The organism is Exiguobacterium sp. s6, from assembly GCF_018618155.1.
GTDB lineage: Bacteria > Bacillota > Bacilli > Exiguobacteriales > Exiguobacteriaceae > Exiguobacterium > Exiguobacterium mexicanum_A.
The window spans coordinates 82,841-95,582 of sequence record NZ_JACSLN010000004.1; the positions used below are offsets into that span (position 1 = coordinate 82,841).

The window sequence follows — 12,742 nt, forward strand, 5'->3', positions numbered from 1 at the left end:
ATGGAACAAAATGCAGAATCACGGCGTATGCTCGCCGACAGCGAAGTGCAGCCGCCACGCGAGGAAACACCCCGCCAAGTGGATCCACCGAAGCAAAAGCAAAAGAAAAAATGGCTCAGCCGTGGTGTCATCTACACGGGTTTGATCGTCTTGACGATCGTCTGTTTCATCCCGTTCCTCATGATGCTCGTCAACGCGACACGGACGAACGGAGAAATCATGTCTGGTTTCTCCCTTCTCCCGGGGACGGCACTCGTCGAGAACTATGCAATTTTGAGTGACTACATCAACATCTGGAACGGCTTCAAGAACAGCTTGATCATTGCTGTGCTCGTCACATTGCTCTCTGGTTACTTCTCGGCGATGACGGCGTTCGGTTTCGCCTTCTACGATTTCAAAGGGAAAAATGCGATGTTCATCTTCATGCTTGTCATGATGATGGTACCGGGACAACTCGGACTCATCGGTTTCTACGAGATTTCGAAAACGCTCGGCATTCTCGACTCGTTCATCCCGCTCATCATCCCGTCGATCGCGAGTCCGTTCGTCGTCTTCTTCATCCGGCAGTACACCCAGGCCACGCTGCACGTCAGTATGATTGAAGCGGCCCGGATCGATGGCGCGAGCGAGCTTCGCATCTTCCATACGATTGCACTCCCGATGATGATGCCGGCCGTCGCCACGATGTCGATCTTCACGTTCATCGGCTCATGGAACAACTACTTGATGCCGCTCGTGCTCTTGTTCTCACCAGAGAAGTACACGTTGCCGGTCCTCATGGGCTTCTTGAAAGGTTCGCAAGTCGCCGAGAACCTCGGTGCCCTGTACCTCGGTATCGCCATCTCGGTCGTGCCGATCATGATCGCCTTCTTGTTCATGTCGAAATACATCGTCAGCAGTATCTCGGCTGGTGCGGTCAAAGAATAATAGAGAAAAGAGGAACACACTATGCAATTCAATAAAGACTTCGTCTTCGGGACCGCGACTTCGTCGTATCAGATTGAAGGCGCGCATAACGAAGACGGGCGCACCCCGTCGATTTGGGACATGTTCTGCGACATCGACGGACGCGTGTTCGAGAAGCATAACGGTGACGTCGCGTGCGATCACTACCACCGCTTCGAGGAAGACATCCAGCACATCAAACGGCTCGGTGTCGACACGTACCGCTTCTCGATCGCATGGCCGCGCATCTTCCCGGCGAAAGGTGAGTTCAACCCGGCTGGGATGGCGTTCTACAAGACGCTCGCGACACGCCTCCGTGAGGAAGGCATCAAGCCGGCCGTCACGCTCTACCACTGGGATCTCCCGATGTGGGCACATGAAGAAGGTGGCTGGGTGAACCGCGACTCGGTCGACTGGTTCATCGACTACGCCAAAGTATGTTTCGATGAGCTCGACGGCATCGTCGACTCATGGATCACGCACAACGAGCCATGGTGTGCCGGCTTCCTCGGCTATCACGTCGGTGTCCACGCTCCAGGACATCGCGACATGAACGAAGCGGTTCGCGCCGTGCACCATATGCTCCTCTCGCACGGAAAAGCGGTCGAACTGTTGAAACAAGAGTTGAAGTCGACGACACCAATCGGCATCACGCTCAACTTGTCACCGGTTTACGCCAAGACGGACTCGGTGAACGACCGACTCGCACAAAACAACTCGGACGGTTACTCGAATCGCTGGTTCCTCGATCCAGTGTTCAAAGGTCAGTATCCGGTCGACATGATGAACTTGTTCGCGAAATATGTTCATACGTACGACTTCATCAAACCAGGTGACATGGAGACGATCTCGACAGAGTGCGACTTCTTCGGCATCAACTTCTACAGCCGCGGACTCGTTGAGTTCAGCGCGGCGAACGACTTCATGACGGTGGCTGCGTACTCCGATTACGACAAGACGGGCATGGGCTGGGATATCGCCCCGAACGAATTCAAAGACCTGATCCGTCGCTTACGTAACGAGTACACAGACCTTCCAATCATCATCACAGAGAACGGCGCGGCTTACGACGACGTGCTTGAGAACGGCGAAGTCCATGACGATAAACGCATCGACTACGTCAAAAAGCACCTCACAGCCGTATCCGACTTGAACGACGAAGGCATGAACATCGCCGGATATTACCTCTGGTCGCTCATGGACAACTTCGAATGGAGCTTCGGTTATGAGAAACGCTTCGGTATCCTCTACATCGACTTCGACACGCAAGAGCGCGTCTGGAAAGACAGCGCGAAATGGTACGCCGGCGTCATCGGCGACCATAAAGCCAAACACGCGGATAGCGTCGAGGCGTAAGATGGATCCATCCCTGCCGCTACAGGGATGGATTTTTTGTGTGGAACGTATTCGGTCAGGGAACGTATAGAAGAGGACAACAAATGAAAGGGGCCGTTCAAATGAAACGCGAGTATGCGACGTACGAAGTGACAGGGTATGACGACAAAGGCAAAATCAAGTTCATCCACTTGAAGGAAGGCGAGTTCGTCTTACCGGTCGAAATCATAGGGGACGACTTGACGAAAATCAAGAAGATGATGGAACTCAATCCAGGAGTGACGGTCATCGTCCATGCGGCTGTGGATCAGAAACGGATGCGTCTACAGGAAATTGATGGATATTCACTTCGAAAACAATGATAGGATAAAAGAGAATATTACAGAGGGGGAGTCTGATGAAGACTAATGAAAGAGCTATACTTGAAGCCTGGCATTTGATTGAAACGTTAGGTCCACATCGAGTAGCTGGAATAAATGAAGAATGGAAAGCATATAAATTCAAGAATGGTGTTGCGAGAGTAAAAACTTCCGAGGTTTTTATAAATGACAAAAGGCTTGAGGAGCCTTGTGGAACGATTGAGGTAAAAATAGGCACATTTCAGCATATATACTACCTTGAATGTTTTGAACAGTATAGATTAGTTGAAGCGCTTCGAAAAATATTTGATGTTAGTGATGAAGTCATAAATAAGAGTGAGCAAAAGATAGCAAGTTTTTCTTTTGCAATCGATCAGCAAGGGAAGTATGTACAAAAGTCTATTTTTGCACCACCGCTAATGTACATGTTGAGACAATTGGAGACGGCTCGAAACATCGACTATTCAAAGTTTGATGAGAACTATAAGAGAAGTTTAGATTCTTTAGAAATGAAGGCACAAGAATTTTTAGCCAATGGAGTAGATTCGAAAGCATTAGAAAAATTAGCGAATGAGTTTGAACGACATTTTTTTCGAATGGACGGCAAATTAAGAACTTTTCGAGAATTGCAACTTTCATCGGAATCCGAGCAAAACAATAGCCTTCCGCTACATAGTTTTTATACGAATGATTTACAAAGTATCTTAGCTAAGGGTCTCAATCAGACGCTTGAGGCTTATTTAATGAATGTGACACCAGAGAATCGATTACATATTGATGAAAACCGCAAATATATCGAAACCATATTGCAGCCAAATCGACTACCGAACGGACGATGGCCTTCACCTGTAGAGCATCGGTTATCTTTAATGCAACAAGTAGCTGTGAATCAATTTTTTAATGAGAACAATGTTATCAGTTCCGTAAATGGTCCGCCGGGCACCGGTAAAACTACTTTATTAAAAGACGTTTTTGCTGAGATTGTGGTGCAACGGGCAGAGGTGATTTCCACCCTAGCTCATCCTTCCGAGATGTTTATAGAAAAGTTTGAACCATTCAAGTTGAAGGACAGTCCTCTCCCTTATAACGTTGGTAAATTAAATCCTTTATTAAGTCGATTCAGCATGGTCGTAGCCTCAAGCAATAATGCGGCTGTCGAGAATATCTCTAAAGATTTACCGAAAGAAAAAGAAGTCATTCGTAGAAAAAGTAATTCGACTTATGATCGGTTATACGCTGAAGAAGCTTCATCTTTAAATCTATTTACACAAGTTGCGGAAAACTTAATTGGAAAAGATGACAAGGCGTGGGGATTGTTTTCTGCTTCGCTTGGAAAAACGACTAATATAAATAAATTTTCTGAACAACTCTTCAATCCATCGAAGGAAGATTCATTTATTAATGAATTAAAAAGGCTCTCTACTACGACGACTCTAGATGACTGGAAGTCAGCAGTTAGAGAATTTAATGAAGTATTCTCTCACGTCAATGCAATAAAACAATCTCTTCAAGTATTATACGAAGCGAATAAAAAAATCACAAAGGTCACTGAAGAACTGACAATCATCGCTCGGGAGAAGCGTGATTTACAGGACCGGGTAGAGACGCTACAAGAGAGCATCGATAGATTATGGAAACGAAAAGAAATCACGGAACAGCAACTTGGCCTTTTACCTAAAACAACATGGTGGCAACGGATATTTAATAAACAAGAAGATGAACAGTCGATTCGTTTAAAAAAAGAGCTTACCGAATTATTGGAGCAATGGAAAGAAAGTGAACAGAAGGCTACGATGATTAGAGAAGATATAAAAGCATTAAATCGAAAACAACATAAGAATGAGGTTGAAGTGCAAGAATATGAGGCGTTAGTGAGTCGATACGAATCAGAGAATCTATGTATTCCAAATAACACATACTGGAACGATGATGAGAAGAGTTATGCATTTCGTCAAATTCACACGCCTTGGCTTACAGATACGTTAAATTTTCAACGCGGACTCTTGTTTTTAAAGGCGATGAAGTTACAGAACGTAACGCTTGCTCTTAACAACTCTAAAGTTCGAACGGCCACTCGATTATTGCGTAATCGTCAATCATTAGACCTAAGCATTCAAACGCATCGTGAGATTTTCGAAGAGATGTGGAAAACGCTCCATATGATTACGCCAGTGATTAGTACGACGTTCGCCAGTTTTAGTACGATGTATAAAGAAATCGATCAAAATTTTATAGACTACTTATTTATCGATGAAGCAGGACAGGCGAGTCCTCAACAAGCAGCAGGTTCCTTATGGAGATCGAAGCGAGTGCTTGTAGTCGGAGACCCTTTACAAATTGAACCGGTTGTAACTACTGATTCGACAATCTTGCATGATGTGAGGTCGTTCTTTGACGTTTCATCAGAGTATGTAGATGTAAACGCTTCTGTGCAAGCCTTATCGGATCAGTCTAATCCAAAAGGGATGTTAACAGAGCAAAACCAATGGATGGGTATTCCGCTTTGGGTTCATCGGAGATGCGAAGAACCCATGTTCTCAATATCAAATGAAATAGCTTATGAGAATAAAATGGTTCTAGCAAATGGTGGGGGATCGTCTCGTACACTTAATTCACAATGGTTCGATTGTAAGGGGACTGCGACAAATAGACATTATATTGAGGCACAAGGGAGGATGCTGGCTGACTTAATTCTGAGTCGAAAAACTGAAGAAGGTCTTCCAGATATATACGTAATCACGCCATTCACTGCTGTGAAACAAGGGTTAATCAAAACGCTAGGAAAAAACCGAGATGCATTTTCCTACGATTGGTTGAAAGAACGAGTAGGAACAGTTCATACCTTCCAAGGAAAAGAGGCGGACATCGTCTACTTTGTAGTAGGAACGGATACTAATAGTGACGGCGCAGCGAATTGGTCATGTTCGAAACCTAACTTGATTAATGTAGCGGCGACGCGAGCAAAAAAAGAATTCCATGTGATCGGTGACTACGAAAGACTAGCTTCAAAACCTTACTACTCCACGATTGCGAAGCACGCGAATGTGAAGTTTAATGTTGAGTCTAGTATTAATTCATAAGTATAATAAATAGTTTTTTAAGAAACAGCTGACTGTCGCGTGTGATAACCGGCTACGAACAGAAAGACGACTCCTAATACGAACGGGATGACAGATTCTAGGGCGATGCCGGCTAGGAAAGAGGCGCTCATAAGGGAACAAAAAGCGACGGTATAGTTTCGTTTCATCTATGTACCAACTCTCATAATTATTTCCCTAAATATAACAGCCCTTCTCATCGCTGAGAAGGGCTGTCGTTTTTTGCTTAGGCTGACGCTTTGTCTGCGTCTTCTTGTGCTTTCAACTCTTCACCATACGACACGCGGTCTTGCATACGGACGAACGGGAGGTAGACGGCTACGGCCATAGCGATGGTTACAATTTGTAAGAGCGCTGCACGCCATCCGCCGATCAAGAAACCAGAGATGACCGGTGGTGTCGTCCAAGGCACTTGAAGCGCGTTGAACGGGTCGACCCAGCCCCAAAGGATTGAGAAGTACACCATGAACGAAGCAATCGCTGGAACGATGACGAATGGTACGAACATGATCGGGTTGAACACGATCGGCATCCCGAAGATGACCGGCTCGTTGATGTTGAAGAGACTTGGTGCGAGTGAGAGCTTACCGAGCTGCTTCAAGTGAGCCGAACGGGCGACGATGAGTGTCGCGATGATGAAACCGATTGTGATTCCTGATCCACCGAGCTTCGTGAAGACGTCGAGGAACTGGATTGTAACGATTTTCGCGTTCTCACCGGCAACGAGTGTTTCACCTGAATCAAGGATTGCTTGGTTTTGAAGCGCGTTCGCTGTAAGGAGTGGTCCCATGATACCCATGATGATCGCAGCTCCGTGAATTCCACACCACCACATGACTGACATGAGCACCATGATGATAACGGCTCCGGCAAGTGTGTCGGTCAAGTTTTGAAGTGGTGCTTGAAGCACGTCATAGACGACTTCAGTGAACGTACGATCTGCAACCGCTTGGAAAGTCGCGAATGTCGCAACCGCAAGTGTGATAATCGCAAGACCAGGGACAAGTGCTGAGAATGAGTTCGATACGCCCGGTGGAACACCGTCAGGCATTTTGATGCTGATGCCGCGTTTGATGAACTGCGAATAAATAAATCCAACGACCAATCCGACGACGATGGCAGCGAGGACACCTTGTCCGCCTGTCCATACTTTCGGGATGACTCCGCCGACTGTTTCTCCACCTTCAGAGAGGACAGACGCTTGCGTGATGATCAAGAACGAGATGATTCCGAGAATACCAGCTGGTACGCCTTCAATCTTTTCATTTTTCACGTACGAGTAAGCGATTCCGAATACACCGATCAAGGCGAGAATGTCAAACGTCGCACCGACGACTTGCGTGAGCGGGAGCGTCCAATCGGCTCCGAACAGACCTGACATGAATCCGGCCCAGCCTGGAATCGGGAGCGCGAGGATGAGCAAGAACAATGACCCGATGATCGTCATCGGCATCGTCAGGATGAACCCGTCCTTAATAGCAAGGACGGGCTTGGCGTTCGCGAAACGAACGAACCCTGGCGTGAATTTTTCAAATACGGTTTCTAAGCGGCTCATGGGGAACCTCCTTATAGGTTTTCAGCGCGAGTAGCGATAATGTCTTTGTACCAGTAGAACGATTTTTTCTTTTTACGAGCAAGTCCGTTGGCGTGGTCCACGTAGATGAAGCCATATTGCTTCTTATATCCGTTGAGCCAGCTGAGGAGATCGATGGCCGACCAAGCGTAGTAACCTGCGACGTTGACACCCTGTTCGACAGCGTGTTTCACGGCGCGGATATGACCTTCGATGTATTCGATGCGAGCGTCGTCGACGATTTCTCCGTCCACGATCGGGTCGACATCACCGAGACCGTTCTCTGTGATGTAGATTTTCACATCGCCGTAACGATCTTTGAGCATGTGCATGCCGTCAAGGAACGCTTCCGGTGAAATTTCCCAAGCCCATTTCGTGTAGACCTTGTCATCCATCATGACCGTCTTATAGACGCCATCGAATGAAGGGTTACCCGGACGGCCTGTCGAGTTCTCGCGGCCACCGGCCATGACGAGCGTCGAGTCATTCTTCATGACGCGTTGCGGGCTGTAGTAGTTGAGGCCGATGAAGTCGTTCATCGAAGCCGTGCGCTTCAAGAGGTCGAGCTCTTCGTCTGTCATTTCAGGGAGAAGGCCTTGCTCCTCGAGTCCTTTCACGACGTATGCTGGATATTCACCTTTCAAGATCGGGTCATAGAACCAGTGCGTCGAGTAGGCATTCGCGTGCATTTCAGCGAATTTGTTCTCTTCGGCGTCATCGATGCTGAAAGCCGGGTTGAACACGTGTGTGATTCCGATTTCGCCAACGTACCCGTTCTGTTTGAACAACTCGACGGCACGAGCGTGAGCGACGAAGACGTGGTGCGTCGTTTGGAAGTATCCTTTGACGTCGCCTTCGATGCCGGGCGGGTGTGCCCCAGTCAAGTAGCCGAGCGAGCAGAAGATGACCGCTTCGTTGAACGTGATCCAGTGACGGACGCGGTCGCCGAACGATTGGAAGCAAGTATCGGCGAAACGGACGAATGCGTCAACCGTCTCTGGGTTTTTCCAGCCGCCTTTTTCTTCAAGCGCTTGCGGTAGGTCCCAATGGTAGAGTGTCACGAACGGGACGATGTTGTGCTTCAAGCACTCATCGATCAAGTTGTTGTAAAACTCGAGTCCTTTTTCGTTCACTTCACCTGTGCCGTTCGGGAAGACGCGCGGCCATGAGATTGAGAAGCGATATGATTCGAGTCCCATCTCCGCCATGAGCGCGATGTCTTCTTTATAACGGTGGTAATGGTCGACTGCGACGTCGCCGTTTGTATCTTCAAATGTTTTCCCAGGAATTTTCGAGAAGACGTCCCAGTTCGAGAGTCCTTTCCCGTCCTCGTTCCATGCGCCCTCGACTTGGTAAGAAGCCGATGCGGCGCCGAACAAGAAATTGTTTGGCATTTTCAAAGTGGTCACCTCAGTTTATTTATTCGCGAGTTTCAATGCGTGGTCTAATACTTTCGTTCCGTTCATCATGCCGTAGTCGACAGTGTTGATGACATCGATTGGAACGCCCTTCGGCTCACAGATTTGTTTGCCTTTCGAGAGCAAGTATTTAACTTGTGGTCCGAGAAGCGCGACGTCGAGGTTGTCCACGTACGTTTCCATTTCTGATTCTGGGTAAGCAGCGATTTCAGCATCGATGCCTCGCTCAGCGGCAACCGCTTTCATTTTTTCTACTAACATACTTGTTGACATACCTGCTGCACAGAAGAGTCCGATTTTCATCATTTTTGATCCATTCCTTTCAATTGGTTGATTTCGTTTTGCATGTTCATCATATAGCCGAGCATCTCTTTTACGAGGATCGTGTTCATCAAGTGATCTTGTGCGTGCACCATGAGAACGCCGACCGTAGCCGTTTTCCCTTGTGCCTCGAGTGTGACGAATTTCGTCTGGATAGCGTGTGCTTCTTTCAATGTCGCGTCACCAGCTTTTACTGCCTCAGCCGCTTCATCTGCTTTGCCTTCTTGCATCAACAGCATTGCATGATGGTAGCTCGCTTTGGCGTCGCCTGAAAGGGCGATTAAACCGAAGATATCTTCGGGAGTAATTTCGATTGTTTCAGAAACCATAGTATCTCTCCTTTTTGTATGGATAACCAAAATTCATAGGTACAAATTCTACAAGTTGATAGTAGCACGATACCGCTTACATGTAAACCCTTTCTTTTCGTCCGAAATGTGAACATAAAAAAACGCACACGAGAACAATCTCTCGAGCGCGTTTAGGACTTGATGTTAGAGACTTTGAGCATCTTAACATGGCGGAAATGATGTGTCGAGCGCGATACGTCGAAGATTTGACCGTTCGTCAAATAGACGGTGTTGTCGACGAGGAGGGCCGGGTCGTTCTCTTTCAGTCCGAGCAGTGCCGCGTCTTCCGCGTTCAAAAAGTCGGCGTAAATGACACGGTCGGCAAAACCGATGGCGAGCTTCTGGTCGTTGCGGAAGTAGTTGTAGATCGACTTCTCGGTGATGTTCCGGTCGAGATAGACGACGAGGTCTTTTCGGAAATACGAGTCCTCGACCGAAAACGGATGGTCATCGACGAGCCGGAGACGTTTGACGTAGTAGACGGGCGTCCCGACGTTGCACTTCATCCGTTCGGCCACTTCATCGTTCGCTGTCGTCAATTCGAAATCAAGGACGCGCGTCTCGACTTTCCGTCCACTGAAGTCGCTCGTGAGACCTTGCAACTTCTCGAGGTTCACGTAATCGCTCATATAATGGTCACGGACGAAGACGCCGCTCCCTTGGACTTGATAGACGTACCCTTTATTGACGAGAATCTCGATCGCTTTTCGAATCGTGTTGCGGCTGACGCCATACTTGTTGGCGTACTCGTCCTCGGTGAGGAGCTTGTTCGTATGTTGATAGACATGATTCATAATGTCTGTCTCAATCTGTTCGGCGACTTGTTTATACTTTGGAGCCATCAGGGGTCTGCACCTTTCACATGAAAATTTGTAGGTATGAATACGCTATCAGTATATCAGAAATTGAATCAGGGTGGCGGACAATCCTTTAGCAATTGTTGAAAAAAGTCGAACGATTGTACAGAGAATCATTGAAATCTGCGAAACGAATTCAAAAGGGTTTCGTATAAAAATAGAGAAGAGTGAGGAGGAGAAGACAATGGCACAATCAGTTCGGATGGAACGGGAACGAGAATGGAAGCAACGACATACACGTATCGGTTACGCCCTATTGGCGGTCATCATTCTGGCATTCGCTTTGATGTTTTTTGAACGGGCAACGTGGGTCACCGTCCCGCTCGGCCTTGTCGGCATCGCCCTGCTCATCTCGGACGTGGCGAAATATCGGATGAGACGGATGTATCTATTCGACTCCGTAGCCCGGAAATTGCTCCGCTGGCAACTACTGTATGACTTGGTGAATACGACCGTACTCATGATTATGGTGGGTGGGTTATTGATCTTTAGTCAAGACAACATCTATTGGGGATTCGCCGTTCTGATTTGGGGAACATTCGCCGAAGTCGTGTCGCGTCGCTTGAACCGGGCGCTACAAGCACATGATCCAATCTTACGAGCCCTCGAACTAGAGGAAGCGCGATGAGGGAACGAGTCGAGCAGGAACGGGTGTGGTTTCGTTCGTTCCATCAACTCATCTTTGGGATTGTCGGTGTATTCTTGATTGTCGTCCTTCCAGTTATAGCATGGACGGATCATCTGTTTTGGGGAATTGTCTATACCGGACTAGCGCTCGTCCCCGTCAATGTCATGTATATTCGACGGTCCCGGATGCGGCGGACATTGAATCCACAATTGACGCATCGCTATCGCCAACAATTAAGAAGTGACTGCTTCAATACGATTGCCTTCTTTATCGCTTTAAATGTTGGTGAGTTGTTTGAGTCGAACGTTCTGTATCTAGGTGGGCTGCTCATGCTCGTAGTAGCAGGGTTGTTGACGATACGAATCGAAAAGCGGATGAAAGAAGAGGATGTGTGGCTTCCTATATATGAACAGCTTAAGGGGTGAGCGGATGGAATATTCTATTCAAAAAGAAGTCCAATCGATTAAACGAATCCAACGCTATGGGGGCGCGGTCCTTGGCATCTACGTTCTATTAATGATTGTTGCGCTTCTATTCGAAAAGATGTTATTGATTCCTTTAATGTGGACCGTCGCTGTGTTCCTTATTTTCATGGGGCATAAACAATACCGTCTCCTTCGCTATGTCTCGACGCACTCAAAAAGCTTACAGTGGCTAAAGGTCGAATATGCGGACACGTGGATTAGCGCGCTGTTGATGGGCACGTTTATGACGGCGTTATTAACAATGGAGTCGCTTGGAATTGGGATTGGATTTCTATTTGGGATTTGGGGGTTAACTGCAAATCATCGGAAACGACTCATTGAACGTCAGTTGAAAAAGCATGATCCTCATGCACCGACGTATGAAGAATTGATCGAAAGGATGAGTTGAATGGAACTGTCACCACAATCAAAACAACAGATTGATACGATTCTTCGATTTGAGAAGTGGACGAGTTGGGGTTTCGGTATAACTGTCTTCTCAGCGGTCGTTGGGATGTTAATTTACGCATCGTACTGGGACATGCCCGAGTCATTTATCCTTGTGCTCTTAGTGTCGGTTTTCGCTCTGATGATTAGCATCGAAACGACTCGATTTCTCATGTGGCGTCGGTTCGTGAAAAATGGACAGGCACGGAAATTGCTTACGCTCCGGTATACGATTTATTTGATTGGGGTTAGCGCAATCGGATACTACGGGATTGTCGTATTCTATGAGACGCCACAACCGCAATCATTTCAGGCGTTCTTGTTGTCGCAAGCCTTTTTCTGGGGAGCTGCCTTTTTCGGGAAATGGCTCGATCGCATCATCCAAAAGCATGACGGTCATTATTTGACGGGGGAGGATTTAAAACTGATTCGGGAAGCGCGCGACATCGAGAAGGAGCAAGGTCATGGATAAACGGAGCCAAATGCGTGAATTGACGGCGTTCGACCAGAGAAAGCATTCCACACAAGTGTTCTTGTCAGCGGTGTTGGCCGCACTTCTATTTTTCTCATTAGAGTATAATTGGCTATCACCCATGACGGTCATATTTCTCAGCATCGCAGCGGGTCTTCCCGATTTTCGCAAGATGTGGCAACGCGAGAACATTAAAAAACAATTTTTGAAGTCGGATGCAGCAAAGCGGCTCATCCATCTTAACTCCATCTTTGGGCTCGTGACGCTACCCTTCTTCCTAGTGTGGATTTACGCATTGCTCACGGATTGGATTTCACTTCAAGCGTTTGCTTTGATTGGGCTAGGAGCTTACATGCTCGCCATTCTTGAGCATCGTCTGTATGAGCGGCATATGGCTCAGCTCGACGAACACTACGTCACGGAAGCCGAATTGCGAGAAGAACAAAAGTGGGGGAGCGCTTAGGCGCTTCCTCTT

General features: G+C 47.5%; 14 protein-coding genes. 9 read left to right on the forward strand and 5 right to left on the reverse strand.

What is annotated here, in order from left to right; all coding sequences use genetic code 11:
- The 4 genes from KNP75_RS14270 to KNP75_RS14285 all read left to right on the forward strand — a co-directional run bounded on the left by KNP75_RS14270 (position 1) and on the right by KNP75_RS14285 (position 5,719).
- Positions 1 to 927 (forward strand): carbohydrate ABC transporter permease, encoded by a 927-nt coding sequence (locus KNP75_RS14270; protein ID WP_200881514.1) that lies wholly within the window; start codon positions 1 to 3, stop codon positions 925 to 927.
- Between the two features lie 21 nt (positions 928 to 948).
- The gene (locus KNP75_RS14275) at positions 949 to 2,301 is read left to right on the forward strand and encodes a GH1 family beta-glucosidase (RefSeq protein WP_215190713.1); all 1,353 of its coding nucleotides are present in this window, start codon (positions 949 to 951) and stop codon (positions 2,299 to 2,301) included.
- Between the two features lie 101 nt (positions 2,302 to 2,402).
- The gene (locus KNP75_RS14280) at positions 2,403 to 2,642 is read left to right on the forward strand and encodes a hypothetical protein (RefSeq protein ID WP_215190714.1); all 240 of its coding nucleotides are present in this window, start codon (positions 2,403 to 2,405) and stop codon (positions 2,640 to 2,642) included.
- 35 nt (positions 2,643 to 2,677) lie between these two features.
- Positions 2,678 to 5,719 (forward strand): DEAD/DEAH box helicase, encoded by a 3,042-nt coding sequence (locus KNP75_RS14285; RefSeq protein ID WP_215190715.1) that lies wholly within the window; start codon positions 2,678 to 2,680, stop codon positions 5,717 to 5,719.
- A gap of 244 nt (positions 5,720 to 5,963) precedes the next feature.
- Here the strand turns inward: KNP75_RS14285 and KNP75_RS14290 are convergent, their stop codons facing one another.
- The 5 genes from KNP75_RS14290 to KNP75_RS14310 form a co-directional block, all read right to left on the reverse strand.
- A complete protein-coding gene (locus KNP75_RS14290; RefSeq protein ID WP_215190716.1) occupies positions 5,964 to 7,292 on the reverse strand; it encodes a PTS sugar transporter subunit IIC in 1,329 nt (442 codons plus the stop codon).
- A gap of 11 nt (positions 7,293 to 7,303) precedes the next feature.
- Positions 7,304 to 8,710, reverse strand: coding sequence for a GH1 family beta-glucosidase (locus KNP75_RS14295; protein ID WP_215190717.1), 1,407 nt, complete (start codon positions 8,708 to 8,710; stop codon positions 7,304 to 7,306).
- Positions 8,711 to 8,725: 15 nt separating this feature from the next.
- Complete coding sequence (locus KNP75_RS14300; protein ID WP_034781560.1) at positions 8,726 to 9,034, reverse strand: PTS sugar transporter subunit IIB; 309 nt, start codon at positions 9,032 to 9,034, stop codon at positions 8,726 to 8,728.
- A complete protein-coding gene (locus tag KNP75_RS14305; protein ID WP_034781561.1) occupies positions 9,031 to 9,378 on the reverse strand; it encodes a PTS lactose/cellobiose transporter subunit IIA in 348 nt (115 codons plus the stop codon). Before KNP75_RS14305 ends, KNP75_RS14300 begins: the two co-directional genes overlap by 4 nt.
- A gap of 152 nt (positions 9,379 to 9,530) precedes the next feature.
- Positions 9,531 to 10,241, reverse strand: a complete 711-nt coding sequence (locus tag KNP75_RS14310) for a GntR family transcriptional regulator (protein WP_215190718.1) — start codon at positions 10,239 to 10,241, stop codon at positions 9,531 to 9,533.
- A gap of 199 nt (positions 10,242 to 10,440) precedes the next feature.
- Between KNP75_RS14310 and KNP75_RS14315 the strand changes: the two genes are divergently transcribed.
- Genes KNP75_RS14315 through KNP75_RS14335 form a run of 5 tightly spaced genes read left to right on the forward strand, consistent with a single transcriptional unit; the run spans position 10,441 to position 12,730 of the window.
- Positions 10,441 to 10,884 (forward strand): hypothetical protein, encoded by a 444-nt coding sequence (locus KNP75_RS14315; RefSeq protein ID WP_215190719.1) that lies wholly within the window; start codon positions 10,441 to 10,443, stop codon positions 10,882 to 10,884.
- Positions 10,881 to 11,309, forward strand: coding sequence for a hypothetical protein (locus tag KNP75_RS14320; protein WP_215190720.1), 429 nt, complete (start codon positions 10,881 to 10,883; stop codon positions 11,307 to 11,309). The genes KNP75_RS14315 and KNP75_RS14320 overlap by 4 nt, the downstream gene beginning before the upstream one ends.
- A 4-nt stretch (positions 11,310 to 11,313) precedes the next feature.
- Positions 11,314 to 11,757, forward strand: a complete 444-nt coding sequence (locus KNP75_RS14325; RefSeq protein ID WP_215190721.1) for a hypothetical protein — start codon at positions 11,314 to 11,316, stop codon at positions 11,755 to 11,757.
- On the forward strand, positions 11,758 to 12,267 hold the full coding sequence (locus tag KNP75_RS14330; protein WP_021065296.1) for a hypothetical protein: 510 nt from the start codon (positions 11,758 to 11,760) through the stop codon (positions 12,265 to 12,267).
- A complete protein-coding gene (locus KNP75_RS14335) occupies positions 12,260 to 12,730 on the forward strand; it encodes a hypothetical protein (RefSeq protein WP_021065295.1) in 471 nt (156 codons plus the stop codon). The genes KNP75_RS14330 and KNP75_RS14335 overlap by 8 nt, the downstream gene beginning before the upstream one ends.
- Positions 12,731 to 12,742: the final 12 nt, after the last annotated feature.